Source organism: Sutcliffiella halmapala, from assembly GCF_002019665.1.
GTDB lineage: Bacteria > Bacillota > Bacilli > Bacillales > Bacillaceae_I > Sutcliffiella_A > Sutcliffiella_A halmapala.
Genome location: NZ_KV917375.1, coordinates 2,886,803 through 2,910,434, shown reverse-complemented (window position 1 = coordinate 2,910,434; position 23,632 = coordinate 2,886,803). Strand labels below are relative to the sequence as shown.

Genomic DNA, 23,632 nt, shown 5'->3' with positions numbered 1-23,632 from the left:
CAAGGAGGTCACCTTATATGCTCAGGGTAGACACCCATGGAATACAAAGAAAAATTGCCCAATGGTTGATGAAAAAGAGGAAAGTTAAGTTTTCTCGTCTCCCCTGTAGATTGAAGTGGAAGGTGTGAGACTCCTGCGGGAAGTTGCGTTTTGTGGAGACCACGCAGGCAAAAGCCGAGGAGGCTCCACAGGCGCCCCGCGGAAAGCGAACACTTGCAACGGAGATCTACAGGGAGTTTAACAGCCAACCTACTTATTTTCAGGGTGGTTTTTTGTTAAAATCAACAAATATCCCTACCTATTCATTTAAAATAAGTGTTAAATACATACAAAAAGGTGGCTCCTAAAATGATGCATAATAACCATTCACAAAAAATAATTACCTATAAAGACGAAAATAATCTATTTTGGTTTAAAATCAACCGACCTGATAAAAGAAACGCAGTTGATTATGATGTAATGAATGAACTAAAAAAAGCAATTGCTAATGCCAAAAATGATACATCAATTCGGGCATTCGTGATAACCGGAACTGGCGACCATTCCTTTTGTTCAGGAGGAGACCTTTCCGTCTTTCATGCCCTACATACAAAAGAAGAAGCGTTCAGCATGCTCTCTAAAATGGCTAATATTTTATATTCACTCATGACCATTCCAATGCCCACTTTTGCGCTTATAAATGGTACGGCTGTCGGAGGAGGTTGTGAAATTGCAGCTGCGTGCGATTTCCGCTTGGCGGTTCCTCATGCAAAAGTAGGATTTATTCAAGGGAAACTCGGCATCACTACAGGTTGGGGCGGCGCAAGTATGCTCTTTGAAAAGGCAACGGGCCCTAATGCATTAAAAATGCTTTCTTCAAGTGCAATCTACACTGCGGAAGAGGCAAAAGAATTAGGCTTTATTCAAAAGATTATACAAAAACATGAAGATGAAGCTTCCTCTAATTCAGATATCGATCAATATATAATTTCATCTGCTAATGTTTTACGGAGTTATAAAAAAGCATTAATCGCAAAATGGGATCATACTAATTTAAAGGATAGGATGCTAGCTGAAGTGACACAATGTTCGATTCTTTGGGAACAAGATGAACATCATGATGCAGTCGCAGATTTCCTAAAAAGAAAGAAAAAATAAGGTAGTCCCGTCCTTTTTAATCACTCAAATAGTCTATCTTTTCTACTACTTGCATATGTATATGATAAAAAAGTGTGTAAGGGGGATAGCCTATGTCTACCGTTCGTCAAGATGCTTGGACTCAAGATGAAGATTTATTGTTGGCGGAAGTGGTGTTGCGATATATTAGAGATGGTGGAACGCAATTAACAGCCTTTGAGGAAGTTGGGAAAAAGCTTACACGTACTTCAGCTGCTTGTGGATTTAGATGGAATTCATATGTTAGAAAACAGTATAAATCAGGAATAGAACTTGCAAAGAAACAGCGTAAGGAACTCAAAAAGGAACATGCTATAAAACTTCCTGATCATGCAGAAACAGACTATAATAGTATAAACAATAAGTTATATGCAACCGATAACCTGACCATCTCAGCTGTCATTAGTTATCTTAATCATTTAGAACAACTGGAAAATGAATATACGAAGCTTAAAGATGAAAACTATACACTAAAGAGAAAAGTAGAAAAGCTAGAAGGAGAAGTACAATTACTAGCTGAAGCAAAGATCGAGCTAGAAACATCTATGAATCTTGTAGAAGAGGATTACCGTGCGCTTATCGAAATTATGGAAAGAGCACGTAAAATGGTGGTTCTCCAAGATGATGAAAAAAACAAAAAAGTAAAATTTCAGATGGACCGTAATGGTAACCTAGAAAGAGTTGAAAAATAGCTGATTTCATTAAAAGGCCACTTGTGAAAGTGGTCTTTTTCGATTAAATAGTAACCCTTTCTTTTTGAAATGTTGAGCATAAAACCTCTACTATATTAACAAGTAGAGGTATAATAGTTGCATACCTATATAAAGCGAGGGTTTACTATGGTAAGCAAAAAAGAAAAACCTTCTCAGCCTATTTTATTATTTGACGGAGTATGTAATATGTGTAATTCGTTAGTTATGTTTGTTATTAAGCATGATAAGAAAGCAGTCTTTAAATTTGCGTCTTTACAATCAGAAGTAGGGCAAAGTATATTAAAAAATCTTGATCTTCCATTAAATGATTTTGATAGCTTTTATTTTATCGATGGAGACAACTATTACACAAAATCTTCTGCTGGATTAAAAGTGTTGAAGAACCTTGGTGGAGCATGGAAGTTCTTCTACCCTCTCATAATCGTTCCAAAGCCGTTAAGAGACCTCATTTATGGTTACATCGCAAAAAATCGCTACAAATGGTTTGGGAAAAAAGATGAATGTATGATTCCAAGCCCAGATATGAAAAAGCGCTTCCTATAAAAATAAAAAGAAATTGTCCATTTAGAATGAATAAAAAAGGAGGAACCGGTCAGCTATTACTTGACTGGTTCCTCTTTCATTTATTCGGTAGTATCTGTTAGATCGGATGTACTTGATTGTGGTCGTGCTTGTGCGGAAACGCCTTTTGGATACCATACTAATGGGTTCTCCCCAAGGTCGCGATTTACATCGTAATTGACAGAAGTGAAGCCTAAATGATTCCAGAAGTCGGCAGATTTAATTCGAGGATTTGTTTTGATTGGCAAACCAAATCCTTTAGCGAATTCCACCAATTCTTTACCAAAACCTTTACGTTGGTAGGCAGTTAACACTTCTAACTTCCAAAGCTCTAAATAGTCCTGCTGTGGTTCGAAATATTTATCTAATTCTTTTTGTACTCTATATAAGCTCATGCGTGCTACTAATTTTTCGCCAAAATAAATGCCGTAAAAAGGTGATTCACTGTCATTTTCAATCATATTATCTTGAAGATCCTCAAGCATCGATAACTCCTGAATCCCATATTCTCTAAATTGTTTAAATTCTTCTAAAGTTTTATAGTTAATTGATAATTTTTTTACTGTCATTCCTTTTCCCCCTCATGGCTCTCTGCGCTTGATTAGCATATTACAATAAAGCGCTTTCTATTATCTTATTACGATAAGTGGATTCTTTTCATTATAATTATATAACAAAAAAACAAAAAATTCTGCAATAATTTTAGAAAGCGTTTGCAAAAAAAGAAGGAAATGAAAGTATTATGTAGAAGTAATAGTAATGATTAGGTGCTTTATGCTCTGTAAGTGAAGAGTTAAATTGATAAAGGTTAATAATTGCCTAATCTTTCGTATAAAAATGAAGTGTGAGTTTTTTCATGTTGGTTAGTGCTAGCAACAAGGAACTAGTGAATGTTGATAAGAAAGGGGATAGCTCCATGCAAAAGATATTAATTGCCAATCGAGGGGAAATAGCAGAACGTATTATTCGAACATGTAATCGGTTGGGAATCGAGACCGTTGCAGTTTATTCCGAAGCTGATAAGGATCTACCATATGTTCAATTAGCAACACATGCAAGGCATATAGGAGAGCCACCTCCGCAGAAATCTTACTTAAATATTGAAAGATTGCTTGAGATAGCGAAAGAAGAAAACGTCGATGCGGTTCACCCTGGCTATGGTTTTTTATCTGAAAATGGTGAGTTCTCAGAGGCTCTACAAAAAGCTGGCCTCGTATTTATTGGTCCTTCAGTAGAAGTTATTAAACTAATGGGAGATAAACTTTCTTCAAGGAGAGCGATGATTCAAGCTGGAGTCCCTGTTGTCCCTGGATCTGAGCGGCCGCTCGAATCATTAGAGGAAGCTTGCCAATTAGCAGAAGAAATGGGGTTTCCTGTTATGTTGAAAGCTAGCGGTGGTGGCGGTGGAATTGGCATGCATCGCTGCGAAACTATACAGGATATCGAAAATACATTTGAGCAAACGAAAAAAAGAGCAAAAGCCTACTTTAAAAATGAAGATATGTTTATTGAAAAATATGTAGGTAACGCCAAGCATATTGAAGTTCAAATCTTTGGCGATGCTCATGGCAATGTTGTACATATGTATGAAAGAAATTGCTCTGTTCAAAGACGAAATCAAAAAGTGATAGAAGAGGCACAGAGCCCTGCAATTAGTGATGAAGCAAGAATGAAGATTTGTGAGGCAGCAGTCAAGGCTGCGAAAACAGTTCAGTATGTTAACGCAGGGACTGTTGAATTTATTATGGATGAGCAGGAAAACTTTTATTTTCTAGAAATGAATACGCGATTGCAAGTGGAGCATCCCGTAACGGAATCAATAACAGGATTAGATTTAGTGGAGTGGCAGCTCCTTGTATCTAAAGGGAATGCTTTACCATTAACGCAAGAGGAAATCATAAGTAACGGACATTCCATTGAGTTAAGACTTTATGCAGAAGATCCTGTCACTTTCTTTCCATCTCCAGGACAAATTACTACTTGGCATTTACCAGAAGAAGAAGGAGTTCGAATTGATAGTGGGTATGGCCCGGATCTAAAAGTGACTCCATTTTATGATCCGATGATAGCGAAAATAATAATCACCGATGAAACAAGAGAGCAAACAATAGCGAGAGCAAAACAATATTTAGCTAAGGCTTTAGTGACTGGGATAAAAACTAATCTTCCATTTTTGCGCCATGTGTTGGAAACGGAAGAGTTTCAAGCAGGGAATTACCACACAGGCTTTATTCAGAATATGGAGCCGATTACAAAAAATCAATTACTATAACATCATGAATCTTAGGAGGAAATCATAATGAAAAAGATTGAAGCATCGATGGCAGGTACAGTTTGGAAAGTTTTGGTGAGTGCTGGAGACGATGTCACTGCAGGACAAACGGTCATTATATTAGAATCAATGAAAATGGAAATTCCAATTGAAGTAGCAATAGATGGAAAGGTTGCATCTCTTTCCATTGCAGAAGGTGATTTTGTAAACGATGGAGATGTGCTTTTAGAATTAGAATAAAAAATACAACGAAGAATGAAAATGGAGGATCGTCATGATTAAAATAAATGATCTAGATCAACAGTTTCAGCAAACGGTAGACAAGATAAAAAGTGGTGGAAGTGAAAAATACCACGAAAAATTAAAAGAACAAAATAAAATGTTTGTCCGTGACCGCTTAGCATTATTATTTGATAATGGTCAATATGATGAAGATGGAATGTTCGCAAATAATAAAGCACAGGGTTTGCCAGCTGATGGAGTAGTGACTGCGATTGGGAAAATAAATGGACAAACCGTCTGTGTGATGGCAAATGATTCTACTGTAAAAGCAGGATCCTGGGGAGCTAGAACTGTAGAGAAAATCATTCGCATTCAAGAAACAGCGGAAAAGCTACTGGTCCCGATTCTTTATTTAGTTGACTCAGCAGGGGCTAGAATTACCGATCAGTTAGATATGTTCCCTAATCGTCGTGGAGCAGGAAAAATCTTTTACAATCAAGTAAAGCTTTCTGGGATGGTTCCACAAATTTGTTTACTTTTTGGACCATCAGCAGCTGGTGGGGCCTATATTCCGGCATTTTGTGATATCGTGGTGATGGTAGACGGGAATGCTTCCATGTACTTAGGGTCTCCGCGCATGGCCGAAAAAGTAATTGGTGAGAAGGTTACATTGGAAGAAATGGGTGGAGCAAGAATGCACTGCTCTGTAAGTGGATGTGGGGATGTCTTAGCTGCAACTGAAGAAGAAGCAATCCAACAAGCTCGTAACTATCTTAGCTATTTTCCTAGTAGCTACCAAAACAAAACCAAAGAAGTAGATGCGGTAAGTCCGAAAGAAGGAAGATCTTTGACGGACATTATTCCGTTAAACCAAAATGCTCCGTTCGATATGTATGAAGCGATTGATCGATTAATTGATGCGAATAGCTTCTTTGAAATTAAGAAGCTGTTTGCTCCTGAGTTGGTTACTGGTCTAGCTCGTATTGATGGAAAAGTAGTTGGAATAATCGCCAACCAACCTAAGGTAAAAGGTGGAGTTTTATTTGTAGACTCAGCGGATAAAGGGGCTAAATTTATTCAGCTTTGCGATGCTTATCACATACCACTCCTTTTCCTCGCGGATGTGCCTGGATTTATGATTGGTACGAAAGTTGAGCGAGCAGGAATTATTCGTCATGGTGCGAAGTTAATTGCTGCCATGAGCTCTGCAACGGTACCGAAGATTTCGGTTGTGGTGAGAAAAGCATACGGAGCCGGCTTATATGCCATGGCTGGTCCAGCATTTGAACCAGATTGTTGCATTGCACTACCGACAGCTCAAATTGCAGTTATGGGACCAGAAGCAGCTGTCAATGCAGTATATTCTAATAAAATTAATGAAATTGAGGATCCGAAAGAAAGGCTAGCATATGTGCAAGAAAAGCATCAAGAATACAAGGAGCATATTGATATTTATAAGTTAGCTTCCGAGCTAATTGTTGATGATATTGTACCTGCACAAGACTTACGTAATGTATTAATAAGTCGTTTTGCACACTACTCAAGTAAGCAAATGACCTTTAGTCATCGAAAACATCCAGTGTATCCTGTTTAAATAAGTATTGATGGGCTGACTTTCTTTCAAAGGGTCAGCCCTCTTTTGATTGTCTAGGAATGATAAAAAATAACTTGTTTGCACCTAGTTTTTTTCATTTTTATTAGTACAAATTTTCGTATATATTGGTACAATAAGAAGAAATAGGTAAAAGTGAGGAGATGCAAATGCGAATTGGAATTATAGGAGCTGGTGCAATAGGACTTTTCTACGCATACCAATTTTCAGCTGCTTTTCCAGTAACTATTTATGTAAGAAGAACAGACCAATTAGTACAGCTTCAAGAAAAAGCAATAAGATTACTAGATAATAATCAAGTACTAGGAGAGCGAAGTGTGTCTGTGAAGCTCTTACATAAAGAAGACACGCTCATAGAGGATGTTATTGTTGTTGCGGTGAAACAATATGCATTGGATGATATTATGTCGTCCTTGCTAAATCTCCGAGACCATCAAACCATTCTATTTCTACAAAATGGGATGGCACACCTAGAGTTAGTGAAAAATATAACTAGCAGTCAGGTGATTCTAGGCGTTGTGGAGCATGGGGTGAAAAAAGAGGACGATGTTACCGTAAAATGGACTGGCAAAGGGAGCACTAAAATAGCAGGGTACAGTGGTGCATCTACCGATTCTTTATTCATAGAAAAATGGAAGCAAGAACTTTCAGGGAATTTTCCTATACAAATATGTTTAAACTTTGAAAATATGCTAAAAGAAAAACTAATAGTTAATGCGATAATCAATCCGTTAACGTCACTCTATAATGTGAAAAATGGAGTATTACTTAGCAATCCCTCCTTTCAAGAAACGATGAAATCCTTATACGATGAAATAGCTTTTCTAGTCCCTGAAGAATCTAAAATCAAGATGTGGGAACACATCCAGAATATTTGTCAAAAAACAGCTGAAAACTGGTCCTCTATGCAGCGAGATTTAGAACAAGCTAGGGAGACAGAGGTGGATGCTATTTTAGGCTACATTATTTTTCTTGCACAACAAAAAGGGATAAACGTGCCACTTACAGAATTTCTTTATAAATCTATAAAAGGCCTTGAAAGTAATAATCGAAAATTTTAAAAATCCTCTTAGAAATACATACACATCCATAGAAAAAATATTATAGGTTAGTGAAGAGAGGTAGAATAATCATGTCAAGTATATTTGCAGGCTTTTTTGCGACCATTGTGACGGTCCCTATTTTTGCTATGTTTATGTTCTATGTTTTTGCAAGGCTTATGACGAAAAATAATAAAAGGTCTTTTCATGTTGCGATTGATTTTTCTACCTTTTTCTTCATTTTGGCAGTGCATTTCTTAGTTATCATCATTTGGAATCAGTCTTTCCTATGGATAATTTGGGTGGTTCTTGTTGCGATTGCATCAATTATGGTTATCACGCATTATAAGATAAAGCAAGAAATACAGTTTAAACGTGTAATTAAAGGTTTTTGGCGTTTTAATTTTTTACTCTTTTTTTCTGCCTATTTTTGCCTTGCTTTATTTGGAATGATAAAAAGAGTCTATGAATCGCTTGTGTAAAAGCTTGGACCTATTTTGAACTTTTTTTGAAGCAATTTTTTTTGAAACGAATGAAATCAATGCTATACTCATGGAGACGTGTACATTTGATCGATTAGAAAGGAAGTACTTTATGAATATAGTAGAATTATCGCTTCCTACTATTAATAAGTTTTCATCTGCTTATTTATCAGAAAAGGAAAGCATCCATCGCTTTTTTACATACAATCCATTTTCCACAAATACTTTTGAACAACGAAAAAACGCTTTAAAACATAGAAGCTTTAAAAGAGAAGAGCTAGCAGACCATTTAATTAATTTCAATAAAAAATATCAAGCTGATGAAAAAACACTACATAATATAGAGAGATTTCGCAAGCATGACTCCTTGGTAGTAATAGGTGGACAGCAAGCAGGATTGTTAACAGGACCTGTTTATACTATTTCAAAGATTATTAGTATTATTAAGCTTGCAGAAGAACAGGAAAAAATGCTCGAAGTACCAGTCGTCCCTGTTTTTTGGATTGCAGGAGAAGACCATGACTATCATGAAATAAACCATATTCATGTCCCCCAAAAAAATGAGATTGAAAAAATAACCTTACATATGAAATCCGCCGGTAAAAAAATGGTATCCGAATTACCTATCGATAAAGTGGAAATTCAAGAATGGCTTGATAAGGTGATAAACTCCTATGGAGAAACAGCTTACACGAAAGATATAAAGAGCATGCTTGAGCGAGCACTACAATCGTCCAATAATGTAGTTGATTTTTTTGCTGAACTTATCACTACACTATTTAGAGGGACTGGTTTAATATTAGTAAACGCATCGGACCTAGAGTTACGTAAGTTAGAAACCTCTTACTTTCAACAAATGCTGGTAAAACATGAACAGATAACGAGAGAGGTTTTAAATAGCCAAGATGAATTAATCGAACTTGGGTTTACCCCGATGCTAGAAATTCAACGTGAATCGATGAATTTGTTTTATCACCAATACGGAGAACGAGAACTTCTTTATTGGAATGAAGAGAACCAAATAGCTACTACTAAGGATGCTAAAATTACATTTACTCTTGTGCAGCTTATGAAATTAATAGAAGATTCTCCAGAGAAATTCTCTAATAATGTGGTTACAAGGCCATTAATGGAAGAGTGCTTATTTCCTACACTTGCATTTATCGGGGGACCTGGAGAAATTAGCTATTGGGCAGAACTGAAAAATGCATTTCAAGTAATGGATATAGAAATGCCACCTGTTATGCCTCGAATCGGTCTAACCTTTCTTGAACGGCATATCGCTTCAACTATTGAAGAGTTGGAGGAAGATTTGGAAGACATCTTAAACAATGGCTTAGAAGAAAAACGTAAAGCGTGGCTATTAGAACAAGAACTAGGTGCGATGGAGAGTCAGCTTGAATTGCACTATGAAAAGTATCGAGAGTTGCATGGCAAGTTCAAGGGCGTCGGCCAGGATTTATTGCCACATTTAGAACCTGTTTTTGAGAAAAATCGGATGTTGATTGACAAGCAATTCCAATATATAAAACGTCTCATGGAGCGATCGGCTTATGAAAAACATGAGAATATGATGAAAAAATATCATCGTGTGGAACTTTCGCTTATTCCAAAAGGTATGCCGCAAGAGCGGATTTGGAATATTTACTATTATTTAAATGAATATGGGATGGATGTAGTGCAGAGGATTTGTGAAATGCCTCTTCGACATAACGGTAAACATAAAATCATTTATTTATAAAATGTAAAAGCAACGGAAAAATCTCGTTGCTTTTTTATTTTTGCCTTTTTTGATCAAAATAATAATTTTTATTTTCTGACAATTCAATCTGACATCGTAGTCGTAAATCTTGTTTTGATGAAAAAATTTAGCCGAATATGTATTTTGACAGCCAAATATAGTCAAGTTCGTTCTAATTTCGTCCTTTTGTCAAAAAATGTTGTAAAAAGATGAAAAACGAAAAAATTTTAGGCTTAAAGGATTTTCTTTTAGGGAAGAGAATAGTACAATAAAGTAAGTGGAGATTAGTGGGGGATTGTGGTACAAAGTAGAGGAAAGGTGGGGAAGCCGAATGTTCATGGGGGAATATCATCATACTATCGATATAAAAGGGCGTATGATAGTTCCAGCTAAATTTCGTGATCATTTAGGTGAAGCCTTCGTTCTAACAAGAGGACTTGATAAATGTCTTTTTGGTTACCCGCTATCTGAATGGAAAACTGTAGAAGATAAATTAAAACAGTTACCACTTACAAAAAAAGATGCCCGTGCTTTTACACGTTTTTTCTTTTCTGGAGCGACAGAGTGTGAATTGGATAAGCAAGGAAGGGTAAACATTTCCTCTCCACTTGTACAATATGCCCAATTGGAAAAAGAATGTGTAGTAATTGGGGTTTCAAATCGAATAGAGATATGGAGCAAGGAAAACTGGAATTCATTTGTGGAAGACTCAGAAGATTCCTTCGCAGAGATTGCAGAGAACCTCGTGGACTTTGACTTATAAAAGGGATTCAATTACTTATCTACGATCAAGAGCTACATGGATAAAAGCAATGAAGCTTGGAAAAATATTAGAGTGTGACGGAAAACAAACTAGATGGAAACAGCCGAGAGCTAGAAAGGCGGTGGAAGATGTTTCACCATGTAACAGTACTTTTAAACGAAGCAGTAGAAGGTCTTAACATTAAAGAAGATGGCATTTATGTGGATTGCACTCTAGGAGGAGCAGGACATAGTTCTGAGATTGTAAAGCAGCTTTCAGAAAAGGGGAAGCTAATAGCTTTTGATCAGGATGACAGTGCGTTGGAACATGCTAAGAGCGTTTTACATAATTATTTGGATCGTGTCATTTTTATCAAAAGTAATTTTAAATTTTTAAAAGAAAAATTGTACGAGCAAGGAATTACAAAGGTAGATGGCGTCTTATTTGATTTAGGTGTTTCCTCTCCACAGCTAGATACCCCGGAGAGAGGGTTTAGCTATCACCACGAGGCTCCACTTGATATGAGAATGGATACGAATAGTCCATTAAGCGCTTATGATGTTGTAAACGATTGGACGTATGAAAAGTTAGTTCGTATTTTCTTTCAATACGGAGAAGAGAAGTTTTCCAAGCAAATCGCTAGGAAAATTGAAGAATACCGTAAGCACAAACCAATTGAAACTACATTAGAGTTAGTGGAAATTATTAAAGATGGTATACCTGCACCTGCAAGGCGTACTGGAGGACATCCAGCAAAACGAGTTTTCCAAGCAATCCGTATTGCAGTAAATGATGAATTAGGAGTTTTTGAGGATGCGATTCATCAAGCAATCGATGTACTTAAGCCTGGTGGAAGAGTAAGTGTCATTACTTTCCATTCACTAGAGGACAGAATGTGTAAAGTTGCTTTCAAAGAGAAAAGTCAGCTACCACAATTGCCTCCAGGTTTACCGATTATCCCAGAAGGCTTTGAACCAATCCTAAAGCTAGTGACAAGGAAGCCTATCTTACCAAGTGAGAGAGAATTAGAGGAAAACAACCGTGCTAGATCGGCGAAACTTAGAATCGCTGAAAAGGTAAAGGATATGTAGGATAAGGCATAAAACGAAAAAATTGATAGAATAGGGGGAAGTGAAGTGAGTAACTTAGCTCATAAAATTCAGAGACAACACGAAGAACGACATCAACAAGCTCCGAAGAAAAGCCAAGTCATAAAAAAGCGTGCCAAGATTACGCTTGGGGAAAAAGTGTTAGGGTATCTATTTATTGGATTTTTAGCATTTGGGTCCATTCAAATTGTGTCAAATAACACGTCAATTTATCAAGTCAATAGTGAAATACAAACTCTAGAAGGAACAGTTGCTTCCCAAATTAATAAAAACCGTGAACTAGAGCTACAAGTTGCAGAAGAAAGTAGCTATGAACGCATCTTAGAAAAAGCGAAAAATCTAGGGCTTTCATTAAACGAAAATAACGTGAAGAATGTACGGGACTAACTGCTTATGTCAAATATTGTTCATAAAAAGAGAATTCATTTGGGAGCCGCATTTTTACTTGTAATATTTGCGTTGCTCTTTTTTCTATTAATAGGACGTTTTTTCTATTTACAAGCGACCGGTGAAGTAAAAGGACATAATATGGCTTCACAAGCAGAAAAAAAATATAATGTAAACAAGAAAATTGAAGCACAAAGAGGAACTATTTTTGATCGGAGTGGAAACCCGATTGCAGAAGATACACCTTCCTTTAGTTTAGTCGCCGTGTTAGATGAATCGCTTTCTACTAAAAAAGTAAAGCGTCATGTTGTGGATCCAGAAGAAACGGCAAGGAAAATAGCACCAATCCTTGAAGTGGATGAAAGTGAATTATTAGCCTTTCTCACTCCAACGGAAGAAAGAAAACAGGTGGAATTTGGAGCAATTGGCCGTGATCTTTCTCCTTCTGTAAAAAACGAAATTGAAGAGCTACAGCTACCTGGAATATCGTTTATCCAAGATAAAAAGCGCTTTTATTGGAATGGGGTATTTGCTAGCCATGTTATTGGTTTTGCAAGACCAAATGAAGATGGGGAATTTGGTGGCGTTGTAGGCTTAGAAAAAATGTTAGAAGAGGAATTGATTGAGCAGGATGGTAATTATACGGTAAAAACGGATAATAAGGGAATAATTCTACCAAAAGATTCAAATGTCTCTTATGTACCAGCAATAAATGGTAAAAATGTACATTTGACGTTAGATAAGACAATACAAACCTTTTTAGAAGAAGCGATGAATGAAGTTGTCTTAAATTATCAACCTGAAAAAATCATTGCTATTGTGGCAGATCCGAAGACGGGACAAATTCTAGCAATGGGTTCACGTCCTACATTTGATCTAAACACGCGAGCAGGTTTAACAGATAATTGGAATAATGATGCTATTTCTTATCGTTATGAACCAGGATCAACGATGAAAATTTTCTCTTTAGCCGCCGCTGTCGAAGAAGGAGTTTATAACGGTTCAGAGCTATATCAATCAGGGGCTTATATGCTCCCTAATGACCCAATTCCAGTGCGTGACCATAACAAATCTGGTTGGGGGTTAATCTCCTTTGACGAAGGAGTTCAACGTTCATCTAACGTAGTATTTGCGATGCTCGCTGATAGAATGGGAACAGATACATTACTTGAATACATTAAAGCGTTTGGAATGGATAAGCCAACAGGCATTGACTTACCAGATGAAGCAACCAGTAGCATTAACTATCATTACTATCGAGATCGAATTTCAACTGCTTTTGGACAAGGTTCTGCATTTACGCCAATTCAACAAATTCAAGCAGTAACAGCAATAGCTAATGATGGGAAAATGATGCAGCCATATATAATTGATAAAATAGTAGATCCAAACACGAATGAAGTTGTTCTCGAAAACAAACCAAAAGAAAAAGGACAACCTATTTCAAAGGCTACAGCCACGAAGGTCAGATCAATCTTAGAATCAGTAGTTAGTTCTGAATTTGGGACAGGTCGACCGTATGCTGTCGAAGGATATGAGGTTGCAGCAAAGACAGGAACCGCACAAATTCCAAAGCCTGGTGGAGGCTATCTTAGTGGTCATGGAGAATACATTTATTCCATTACAGGAATGGCTCCTGCTGATGATCCGGAAATCGTCATGTATGTAGCAGTAGAAAAGCCTAGAATTGCCCAGCATGAGAATGGAGTTGGTCCTGTTTCTGGAGTGTTTAATTCTGTAATGCGTAGAAGCTTACAATATTTAAGCATTCAGCCTGATGAGACTCAACCAACAGACACATCTAAGAAAAAGACAGGTGTGGAAGTCCCAAATCTTGTTGGGGAAAATGTTGAAAGTGCTTTGTCAACAGGTGATAGTGGGGTAGCGCCGAACTATTTCGTGCTTGGTAAGGGTTCTAAAGTATTAAAACAAATTCCAGCACCAGGTCAATCTGTTATACAAGCGGAACGCGTATTGTTACTAACAGAAAAAGACCCGCCAATGCCAGATATGACTGGTTGGAGCTTAAGGGATGTAAGAAAATTAACCAATTTATTAGGGATCAAACCCAATATTATTGGAAATGGCTATGTTCACAAACAAAATATCGCACCAGGCAAGGTAATAAATAAAAAAGATCATCTTATCATTGAATTAAAATCTAATCGTCCACTTCCTGTTAATGAGGATGAGGAAGAAGAGGAAAGAGATGCGGTAAGTTAACGTTTTTAGGTTGTGTATGAAGGAAATGATTTTCCTTCTTACACAACCTTTTTTATTATTATCCGGATTGCAATAAAAAGTAATTCTTTGGATTCATTCTTCTGTACACACCTCTCAAGTACTATAATAAAAGCCTTTCAAGTCAGGGTAAGAAGTTCTATCCAGCTTGGTACAAGCATATATTACAACGAATATTAAAGGAGGTTCATGTGTTATGCGAGTATCTCATGTAACGGTACGGAGAAGGCTAACAATCGTATTACTTGTAGGTATACTTCTATTTAGCATTATTGACTTAAGACTTGGGTATGTACAATTTGCACTCGGAAATATGTTAACGGACCGTGCAAAGGACTCTTGGAGTAGAGATATCCCTTTTGAACCAGAGCGTGGCGAAATCCAAGATCGTAATGGGATTCCTCTCGCTACAAATATGAGTGCACCTACTGTTTTTGTTGTACCACGACAAATTAAAGATCCAAACGATACAGCTGAAAAACTTGCTGCAACTTTAAATATGTCTAAGGAAAAGGTGTACAGGCAAATTACAAAAAATTCTTCAAAAGAAAAAATTAATCCTGAAGGAAGAAAAATTTCTCATGAAAAAGCGAAAGAGATACGAGCTTTAGATTTAAAAGGGGTTTATATTGCCGAAGACTCAAAAAGGCATTATCCCTTTGGAAGCTATTTAGCTCATGTTCTTGGATTTGCTGGGATAGATAACCAAGGCTTAATGGGACTAGAACTACAATATGACAAACAATTAAAAGGGCAACAAGGACATGTGCAATTTTATTCAGATGCTAAGGGACGCAGAATGCCTGATATTCCAGATGAATATGTTGCGCCAGTGGATGGCCATAATTTAAGGTTAACAATAGATTCTAAGGTTCAAACAATTGTAGAGAATCAATTAGATTTGGCATATGAATTATACAATCCAGATGGAATTATTGCCATTGCGATGGATCCGAATACAGGAGAAATTCTTGCGATGTCGAGTCGTCCAGACTTTGATCCTGCACAATTTCAAGATGTACCCCCTGAAATATATAATCGCAATCTTCCGGTTTGGAGTACGTATGAACCTGGATCGACGTTTAAGATTATTACCCTTGCAGCTGCCCTAGAAGAAAGCAAAGTGAACTTAACTAAGGATACATTCAATGATGGCGGTGCAGCAGAAGTTGCCGGTGCTAGACTCCGTTGTTGGAAAAAGGGTGGACATGGTCACCAAACCTTTCTTGAAGTCGTACAAAACTCTTGTAACCCGGGTTTTGTCGAATTAGGTCAACGTTTAGGGACAAATACTCTCTTTAATTATATAAAGTCATTTGGATTCGGTGAGAAAACTGGTATAGATTTACAGGGTGAAGGAAAAGGAATTCTTTTTAAACCAGAAAACGTCGGACCAGTAGAGTTAGCCACAACAGCTTTTGGTCAAGGTATATCGGTCACTCCGATTCAGCAAGTAGCTGCAGTTGCTGCAGCTGTTAATGGTGGAATATTGTATACCCCGTATATCGCGAAAGAATTCACAGACCCTGTAACTGGGAATGTTGTGTCTAGAAATACACCAGTAGAAAAAAGAAGAGTAATTTCAGAGGAAACGTCCAGTCAAGTTCGATATGCATTAGAAAGCGTAGTCGCACAAGGTACTGGGAGAAATGCATTTGTAGATGGATACCGTGTAGGTGGAAAAACAGGTACAGCCCAAAAAGTAAATAATGGTCGTTATTTAGAAAATAACCATATAGTTTCCTTTATTGGTTTTGCTCCGGCAGATGATCCACAAATTGTTGTTTATTTAGCGGTAGACAATCCTAAAGGAACAGTTCAATTTGGTGGAGTAGTAGCAGCTCCAATTGTTGGGAATATAATGGAGGAAAGCCTAAGTGTACTTGGAGTAGAGAAGAGAAAAGGACAAATAGAAAAGAAGTTACAATGGCCAGATGTCCCACTTGTAGAAGTACCAGACTTAAAGGGAATGTCTAAAAAAGAATTGCTTCAACAACTAGTAACATTAAAACTTGATGTAAGTGGTGAAGGTGACACTGTGGTTCAACAAGCACCTCAACCAGGAACAAAGGTAGAGGAAGGATCGACTATTCGAGTATATATGTCTGGAACGAAAAAAAGTGATGAAAATTAGTGAAAAAAACGAGAGCCTAATTTAAGGCTCTTGGTTTATTTTCCCTAAATAGGATAGAATGGAGATAGGATGAAAATTCTACCGAAGAGACTTTCACTTAACCTCGTAACTCCTATGTTTTCTTGTAAACTAACCAAAGCGCTTACGTAAACTAAATTTAATAGGAAAGAGCAAATTTAAAAAGTGTGGTACTGTCGGGGCCGAACAATAAAGGAAAATATTCTTTGATTTCACATCAAAAGAATATACTGGTTTCCTTTTTGAGAAGGCGCTTGCACTTTTCTATGTTGAGGGGAATGATTTCTTATGCGATTACAGAGTTTAATTCAATACTTACACCGTTATCAGGTTTCCTCTGCCTTAGATCCAGAGATAACGTCTGTTGTAATGGATTCGCGTCTAGCGAAGCAGGGTAGTTTATTCTTTTGCATTAAGGGGTATACGGTAGATGGTCATCGATACGTAGCTGAAGCGATTCGTAATGGAGCAGTGGCAATTATTGCAGAGAGAGCCTTACAAGTGTCTGTACCGATAATAGTAGTTCCAGATACCAAGAAAGCGATGGCCATTTTAGCGGATATTTTTTATAACCAGCCTACACAGAAATTACATCTCATCGGCATAACTGGAACAAATGGCAAAACTACGACTACTCATATCATTGAATCTATTTTCCAGAAACATCAACAAAAAACGGGAATGATAGGCACTATCTATATGAAAATTGGGAATCAAACATACCCAGTCAAAAATACGACGCCTGATGCGCTTACCCTCCAAGAATCCTTTAGTCAAATGGTGGAGCATGAAGTGCAGACTGTAGTGATGGAAGTCTCCTCCCATGCACTTCACATGGGGAGGGTATACGGCTGTGATTTTGATGTAGCAGTTTTTACGAATCTTACCCAAGATCATTTAGACTATCACAAAACGATGGAAGAGTATCAGTTTGCAAAATCGTTATTGTTTTCAACTCTAGGTAATGCTTATAATCTTAAAAAACCTAAATTTGCCGTTCTTAATGCAGATGATCCAGCGAGTCATTGTTTCTCACAGGCAACAGCAGCACAGGTCATTACTTACGGCATTTACAACTCAAGTGATATTATGGCTAAAAATATTGTGATGAATGGCAAAGGAACAAATTTCGATTTAGTATATGACGATAAGGTAATATCTATACAATTAAAATTAGTTGGTCAATTTAGTGTGTATAATGTATTAGCTGCAATTACTTCTTCCTATGTTTCTAATATACCCATGGAGACAATAGTATCTGTGGTAGAAGAGATTAAGGGAGTTCCCGGTAGATTCGAAGTGATAGAAGAGGCGCGAGATTTCACTGTTATCGTTGATTATGCTCATACTCCAGATAGCTTAGAAAATGTATTGAAAACAACAAAGCAATTAGCAGAACACGACATATTCTGTGTGGTAGGGTGTGGTGGAGACCGGGACCGGTCGAAACGACCTCTTATGTCAAAAGTTGCGGTGAATTATGCGACTAAGGCTATTTTTACTTCAGATAACCCACGAACAGAAGATCCAAAGCAAATATTTTCAGACATGGAATCAGGTGTAGTAAACCGTTCATATGAAATCGTGGAGGATCGTCGCAAAGCAATTTTTAAGGCTGTACTTGAGGCGAAGCCCGGAGATGTTGTATTAATTGCCGGGAAAGGTCATGAAACATACCAATTAATTGGGGATGAAGTATTGGAATTTGATGATAGAAAAATTGCCCTTGAAGCCATACATTTAAAGCAACGTTCATAAGCTAGTTAGGTAATGGGAGAAACAGTCAATCAATCTACCTAACTAACTGTGTAATTAGTCACCTGTAATCCCATTTATTGAATGAAAAGTAATGAAAAAGTTACAAAAATAAAAGAAAAATAAAAAACATCCAAAAAAGTATTTGCATGTGCTCCAAAAACAGATAAAATTTACTTTTGGCACGAGTTTTTAATTGGAAGAAAAAACTATATTCAAAGCTAGTGTAAAAAAATATTAAATATCTTGTAGAAGTGTATGAAGCCTAAGGCAATTATCCCGCATTTTATGGAAGTTGGTAGATGAACGAATCATTCTATCTGTTACAAAACCTATTACTATAAAGATGTTGTTGAATGCTTTTGGTGAAAATACCTCTAATCAGATAAAAAGAGAGGAGGGAATAACGATGCAACAACAAATTGTTTTATTTGCGATCGTTATGTCTTTTTTAATCACTGTTCTATTATCACCAATTTTTATTCCCTTCCTACGGAGATTAAAATTTGGTCAAAGCATTAGAGAGGAAGGGCCTCAGTCTCACCAGAAGAAAACTGGTACCCCAACAATGGGAGGACTAATGATTTTACTTTCTGTTGTTGTCACAACACTTGTAATTACAGGTAAATTTGCAAATCCATCTGTAGAAACGTATCTTTTACTTTTTGTTACGGTTGGATACGGCCTATTAGGATTTTTGGATGATTTCATTAAAGTGGTGTTAAAACGAAACTTGGGATTAACATCTCTCCAGAAATTGATTGGTCAAATTGTCATTGCAGTAATCTTTTATTTGGTGTTTATTCAATTTGAATTTTCAACAGCGGTATCTATTCCTGGTACCACAATTTCGATTGAACTAGGTTTTTTCTATTGTTTATTCCTTATTTTTTGGTTGGTTGGATTTTCCAATGCGGTTAATTTAACTGATGGTTTAGACGGTCTTGTATCCGGGACAGCTGCAATTGCTTTCGGTGCTTTTGCAATTCTTGCTTGGAACCAATCACAATTTGAAGTATCTATTTTCTCAGTGGCAGTAGTAGGCGCATTATTAGGGTTCTTAGTGTTTAATGCTCATCCTGCTAAAGTATTTATGGGGGATACTGGATCCTTGGCGTTGGGTGGAGCTATTGCAACGGTAGCAGTTCTGCTAAAACTAGAAATCATCTTAATAATTATTGGTGGAGTATTTGTACTTGAAACACTTTCTGTTATCATTCAAGTTATTTCTTTTAAAACAACAGGAAGAAGAATCTTTAAGATGAGTCCGCTGCATCATCATTACGAATTAGTAGGGTGGTCTGAGTGGAGAGTGGTAGTGTCATTTTGGACGGTAGGATTATTATGTGCAATGTTAGGAATTTATTTAGAGGTGTGGATCTAATATGAAACAGATTGACCTATACAACGGAAAAAACATACTCGTTCTAGGACTTGCAAAAAGTGGAACAGCAACAGCAATTCTATTACATAGCCTTGGAGCAAATGTTATTGTTAATGACCGAAACCCAATGGAAAATAATGAATCAGCACAATTGCTATTGTCAAAAGGAATGGAAGTTATTTGTGGTGGGCATCCCTTAAGTATTTTTGATCGTAATATAGATGTTGTTTTTAAAAACCCTGGAATTCCATATACGAATCCTCTGGTGGAAGCTGCACTTGAAAAAGACATTCCTGTACTAACAGAGGTAGAACTTGCTTATCAAATAAGCGAAGCGAATTTTATTGCAATTACGGGTTCAAATGGAAAAACGACAACAACAACTCTTATAGACGAAATTCTTACACAAGATTCCAAATTACCTTTGATAGCTGGTAATATCGGGAAGGTTGCAGTAGAAGTAGCGCAACAAGCGACAAGTGATAATATTATGGTGACAGAACTTTCATCGTTTCAATTAATGGGCATTCAAACATTTCGTCCGAAAATTTCCGTGTTCCTTAATATATTTGAGGCTCATTTAGATTACCATGGTACGGTTGATAATTATGCAGAAGCTAAAGCTGCAATCATGAAGAACCAAACAGCAGAGGATTACGCAGTAGTAAATGCAGATGATCCAGTTATTATGAAATTAATTCAATCAACTAGTGCTACCATTATTCCGTTTTCTGTTTCGAAAAAAGTGGATGGTGCCTTTATTGATGATAATACGATTTACTTTAAAGGTGAAAAAGTTATCGATACAAAAGACATAGTGCTTCCTGGAAAACATAGCTTAGAGAATATTTTAGCAGCTGTTGCAGCGGTAAAACTTGTTGGAGCATCAAATGAATCTATTTATAACGTTTTAACCACGTTTACAGGGGTTAGACACCGTTTGCAGTATGTAGACATGATACAAAAGAGAAGGTTTTACAATGATTCGAAAGCTACCAATATCTTAGCTACTCAAAAAGCTATAGCTGCTTTTGAAGAAGATATTATACTACTTGCTGGTGGATTAGATCGCGGAAATGACTTTGATGATCTTCTCCCGTACCTTAAAAATGTTAAAGCACTAATTACATTTGGCGAAACTGCTGGAAAGCTTGAAAAAACAGCAACAGAAGCTGGAATAAAAGAGATAAAACATGTCGATAATGTGGAAAAAGCCGTTCCGGTCGCATATGAAATGTCAAGTGAAGGCGATGTTATCTTATTATCTCCCGCGTGCGCTAGCTGGGATCAATATAAAACATTTGAACAACGAGGAGACATTTTTATAAACGCCGTGCATAAGCTTAAGTAAGGGCTTGGCCACAGATAAAAGGCTTTGTTCTGATAGTTGACTGCTAACTCATTTATAGTTAGCAGCTAACAAACGGACAAAGCCTTTTTTGGCTAAAAAGTAGAATGGTAATATCCTTGTTCTATTTGCCCTAATATAGGTCCAAGAGGTGTTTCACGTTGTCGAAAAAGCGATCTACTCCGGATTTAATCCTAATATTAACAACCTTAACACTATTAACTATTGGTCTCATTATGGTTTACAGTGCAAGTGCTGTTTGGGCCGACTATAAATTCCAAGACACCTTTTTCTTTGCAAAAAGGCAATTACTATTCGCAGTACTTGGTGTTATCGCGATGTTCTTTATTATGAATATTGATTATTGGACTTGGAGAACTTGGGCAAAGCTGCTCATAATTGTATGTTTTTTTCTATTAATAGTTGTGTTAATACCTGGAATTGGAATGGAGCGAAATGGTTCTCGAAGTTGGATTGGCGTTGGTGCATTTTCTGTTCAGCCTTCTGAATTCATGAAATTAGCGATGATCGCGTTTCTCGCAAAATATTTAAGTGAAAATCAAAAGAAAATTACTTCCTTTAAAAAAGGATTAGTACCAAGCCTCGGTTTAGTTTTCTTAGCTTTTGGAATGATTATGTTACAACCTGATCTAGGAACTGGTACTGTAATGGTTGGAACGTGTATTGTAATGATATACGTAGCTGGAGCAAGAATTAGCCACTTTGTCGGTTTAGGCTTAGTAGGGGTCGTCGGTTTTGTTGCTTTAGTCTTGTCAGCTCCTTACCGAATAAAAAGGATTACCTCCTTCTTAAATCCCTGGGAAGACCCTTTAGGTAGCGGCTTTCAAATTATTCAGTCGCTGTATGCAATCGGTCCAGGAGGATTACTAGGGCTTGGATTAGGGCAAAGTAGACAGAAGTTTTTCTATCTACCAGAGCCTCAAACAGATTTTATCTTTGCTATTCTGGCAGAAGAACTTGGGTTTATCGGTGGTTCATTAGTCGTCTTATTGTTTGCTTTGTTACTATGGCGGGGAATTCGAATCGCTCTTGGTGCACCTGATTTATTCGGTAGCTTTCTAGCAGTGGGAATTATTGCGATGATCGCGATTCAAGTAATCATAAATGTCGGGGTGGTTACAGGGTTAATGCCAGTAACAGGTATTACACTACCTTTTCTAAGTTATGGTGGTTCATCATTAACGTTAATGCTCTTAGCAGTAGGGGTATTACTTAATGTAAGTCGATATGCAAAATATTAAAAGAAGTCGCTTCTCCTTTAAACAGTGGGAAGCGGCTATTTATTATTTTAGACTAGTAATTATTACATACAACCAACATTTTATGACAAATAATAAAAATTTCATTACAAAACCTAAATATCATTGCACATCTTTAACAAGGGATATAGTATATAGATATTATGCGTTCTTGAATAATTAAGTCTTTTTTATTATCAGAGGTTTAGACTTTTATAAAATATGCTAGGATGATAATAAAAGGTTTATGAAAATAGTACGATGGGTATAGGAATATAGTTGTTTTTTATATACATACGCAATTAGTCCCGTCTGTTTATGATTCAAGACATGAATTAGGCTGATGTACCGTTCTATTTTCTCGTGCATATAATAGGAAATATAGATAAAGTACACGGCAACTAAAACGTTTTAATTACTTATCATTGAAAATTAAATGAAATGATTGACTGAACGTGTATACAGGAGGAATTTATGGAACAGTTAGTGAAGGAATTACAAGAAGCAGTGGTAGGGAAGGTACTTCAAGATGAGCCATTAGCCAACCATACAACTATGAAAATTGGTGGACCAGCAGATGTGTTGGTGGAGCCTAGTAGTTTAGAAATGTTGCAAGTAACAATGAAAATTATCCAGAAACATAATGCGAAATGGACTGCCATTGGTCGTGGATCTAATCTATTAGTATCTGACTTAGGTATTGAAGGAGTCGTCATTAAACTTGGAAAAGGAATGGACGACTTAGAAATTCAAGGGAATGAAATAATTGTTGGTGCTGGCTATTCATTAATCAAACTAGTAACAATTATTAGTAAAAAAGGACTATCAGGCTTAGAGTTTGCTGGTGGTATTCCAGGGTCAGTGGGTGGAGCAGTTTACATGAATGCTGGAGCACACGGATCTGATATGTCCAAGGTGTTAAAAAGAGCCCATGTATTATTTGAAGATGGGAAGATGGAATGGTTAACACCAGAAGAATTGAATTTCTCTTATCGTACATCACTTTTACAAAAAGAACGCCCTGGAATCTGTTTAGAAGCAATAATAAACGTAGTACAAGGAGAGCGAGAAAAGGTAGTAGCGCAGCTCCAAAAAAATAAAGATTATAGAAGGGATACCCAGCCGTTTAATTATCCAAGTGTTGGGAGCGTTTTTAGAAACCCATTACCAAATTACGCTGGACAATTAATTGAGAAAGCGGGTTTAAAAGGGTTCTCCATTGGTGGTGCAAAGGTTTCCGAAATGCACGCAAACTTTATTGTGAATGATAATGGAGCAAAAGCACAAGATGTATTGGATTTAATTTCCCACATCAAGAAAACCGTTTTAGAATTATATAATGTTCAACTAGAAACAGAAGTTGAAATAATAGGAAGAAAATAGTATTTTTTATCCTTATTTTTCACCTCACATGTGGTATAATTATGCTAGAAAATTAATGTATAATAACAGCATGG

At 36.8% G+C, this 23,632-nt stretch carries 20 protein-coding genes; 19 read left to right on the top strand and 1 reads right to left on the bottom strand.

Annotated features, from left to right (window positions below):
* Window positions 1-348: 348 nt before the first annotated feature.
* The 3 genes from BK580_RS14345 to BK580_RS14335 all read left to right on the top strand — a co-directional run bounded on the left by BK580_RS14345 (window position 349) and on the right by BK580_RS14335 (window position 2,411).
* Window positions 349-1,137: an enoyl-CoA hydratase/isomerase family protein gene (locus BK580_RS14345; RefSeq protein WP_328589051.1), complete on the top strand. Its 789-nt coding sequence runs from the start codon at window positions 349-351 to the stop codon at window positions 1,135-1,137.
* A gap of 92 nt (window positions 1,138-1,229) precedes the next feature.
* Window positions 1,230-1,847, top strand: a complete 618-nt coding sequence (locus BK580_RS14340) for an RsfA family transcriptional regulator (RefSeq protein ID WP_078381000.1) — start codon at window positions 1,230-1,232, stop codon at window positions 1,845-1,847.
* A gap of 147 nt (window positions 1,848-1,994) precedes the next feature.
* Window positions 1,995-2,411 (top strand): thiol-disulfide oxidoreductase DCC family protein, encoded by a 417-nt coding sequence (locus BK580_RS14335; protein ID WP_078380999.1) that lies wholly within the window; start codon window positions 1,995-1,997, stop codon window positions 2,409-2,411.
* Between the two features lie 80 nt (window positions 2,412-2,491).
* On the opposite strand, the gene BK580_RS14330 is transcribed toward BK580_RS14335, so the two are convergent.
* On the bottom strand, window positions 2,492-2,998 hold the full coding sequence (locus tag BK580_RS14330) for an N-acetyltransferase (RefSeq protein ID WP_078380998.1): 507 nt from the start codon (window positions 2,996-2,998) through the stop codon (window positions 2,492-2,494).
* Between the two features lie 347 nt (window positions 2,999-3,345).
* Here BK580_RS14330 and BK580_RS14325 point away from each other — a divergent pair, with 347 nt between their 5' ends.
* The 16 genes from BK580_RS14325 (at window position 3,346) to murB (ending at window position 23,558) form a co-directional block, all read left to right on the top strand.
* Window positions 3,346-4,701 carry an acetyl-CoA carboxylase biotin carboxylase subunit gene (locus BK580_RS14325; RefSeq protein ID WP_078380997.1) on the top strand — a complete coding sequence of 452 codons (1,356 nt, stop codon included), beginning with the start codon at window positions 3,346-3,348 and terminating at the stop codon, window positions 4,699-4,701.
* A 27-nt stretch (window positions 4,702-4,728) separates the two neighbouring features.
* Window positions 4,729-4,941 (top strand): acetyl-CoA carboxylase biotin carboxyl carrier protein subunit, encoded by a 213-nt coding sequence (locus tag BK580_RS14320; protein WP_078380996.1) that lies wholly within the window; start codon window positions 4,729-4,731, stop codon window positions 4,939-4,941.
* A 34-nt stretch (window positions 4,942-4,975) separates the two neighbouring features.
* Window positions 4,976-6,517, top strand: coding sequence for an acyl-CoA carboxylase subunit beta (locus tag BK580_RS14315; RefSeq protein WP_078380995.1), 1,542 nt, complete (start codon window positions 4,976-4,978; stop codon window positions 6,515-6,517).
* 167 nt (window positions 6,518-6,684) lie between these two features.
* Complete coding sequence (locus BK580_RS14310) at window positions 6,685-7,596, top strand: 2-dehydropantoate 2-reductase (protein ID WP_169865015.1); 912 nt, start codon at window positions 6,685-6,687, stop codon at window positions 7,594-7,596.
* A gap of 71 nt (window positions 7,597-7,667) precedes the next feature.
* On the top strand, window positions 7,668-8,057 hold the full coding sequence (locus BK580_RS14305; RefSeq protein WP_078380993.1) for a DUF3397 domain-containing protein: 390 nt from the start codon (window positions 7,668-7,670) through the stop codon (window positions 8,055-8,057).
* A 112-nt stretch (window positions 8,058-8,169) separates the two neighbouring features.
* A complete protein-coding gene (gene bshC, locus BK580_RS14300; RefSeq protein ID WP_169865011.1) occupies window positions 8,170-9,798 on the top strand; it encodes a bacillithiol biosynthesis cysteine-adding enzyme BshC in 1,629 nt (542 codons plus the stop codon).
* A gap of 331 nt (window positions 9,799-10,129) precedes the next feature.
* Entirely contained in the window at window positions 10,130-10,561 is a 432-nt protein-coding gene (gene mraZ / locus BK580_RS14295) for a division/cell wall cluster transcriptional repressor MraZ (protein WP_078380991.1), read from the top strand.
* Window positions 10,562-10,689: 128 nt separating this feature from the next.
* Window positions 10,690-11,631 carry a 16S rRNA (cytosine(1402)-N(4))-methyltransferase RsmH gene (gene rsmH / locus BK580_RS14290; protein WP_078380990.1) on the top strand — a complete coding sequence of 314 codons (942 nt, stop codon included), beginning with the start codon at window positions 10,690-10,692 and terminating at the stop codon, window positions 11,629-11,631.
* Window positions 11,632-11,676: 45 nt separating this feature from the next.
* The gene (ftsL, locus tag BK580_RS14285) at window positions 11,677-12,036 is read left to right on the top strand and encodes a cell division protein FtsL (RefSeq protein WP_078380989.1); all 360 of its coding nucleotides are present in this window, start codon (window positions 11,677-11,679) and stop codon (window positions 12,034-12,036) included.
* A gap of 6 nt (window positions 12,037-12,042) precedes the next feature.
* On the top strand, window positions 12,043-14,259 hold the full coding sequence (locus BK580_RS14280; RefSeq protein ID WP_078380988.1) for a penicillin-binding protein: 2,217 nt from the start codon (window positions 12,043-12,045) through the stop codon (window positions 14,257-14,259).
* A gap of 214 nt (window positions 14,260-14,473) precedes the next feature.
* Window positions 14,474-16,411 (top strand): stage V sporulation protein D, encoded by a 1,938-nt coding sequence (locus BK580_RS14275; RefSeq protein ID WP_078380987.1) that lies wholly within the window; start codon window positions 14,474-14,476, stop codon window positions 16,409-16,411.
* Between the two features lie 306 nt (window positions 16,412-16,717).
* Window positions 16,718-18,187, top strand: a complete 1,470-nt coding sequence (locus tag BK580_RS14270) for a UDP-N-acetylmuramoyl-L-alanyl-D-glutamate--2,6-diaminopimelate ligase (RefSeq protein ID WP_078380986.1) — start codon at window positions 16,718-16,720, stop codon at window positions 18,185-18,187.
* Between the two features lie 406 nt (window positions 18,188-18,593).
* Window positions 18,594-19,568 carry a phospho-N-acetylmuramoyl-pentapeptide-transferase gene (gene mraY, locus BK580_RS14265; protein WP_078380985.1) on the top strand — a complete coding sequence of 325 codons (975 nt, stop codon included), beginning with the start codon at window positions 18,594-18,596 and terminating at the stop codon, window positions 19,566-19,568.
* A 1-nt stretch (window position 19,569) separates the two neighbouring features.
* The gene (gene murD / locus BK580_RS14260; RefSeq protein ID WP_078380984.1) at window positions 19,570-20,919 is read left to right on the top strand and encodes a UDP-N-acetylmuramoyl-L-alanine--D-glutamate ligase; all 1,350 of its coding nucleotides are present in this window, start codon (window positions 19,570-19,572) and stop codon (window positions 20,917-20,919) included.
* Between the two features lie 158 nt (window positions 20,920-21,077).
* The gene (spoVE, locus tag BK580_RS14255; protein WP_078380983.1) at window positions 21,078-22,178 is read left to right on the top strand and encodes a stage V sporulation protein E; all 1,101 of its coding nucleotides are present in this window, start codon (window positions 21,078-21,080) and stop codon (window positions 22,176-22,178) included.
* Between the two features lie 471 nt (window positions 22,179-22,649).
* Complete coding sequence (murB, locus tag BK580_RS14250; RefSeq protein ID WP_078380982.1) at window positions 22,650-23,558, top strand: UDP-N-acetylmuramate dehydrogenase; 909 nt, start codon at window positions 22,650-22,652, stop codon at window positions 23,556-23,558.
* Window positions 23,559-23,632: the final 74 nt, after the last annotated feature.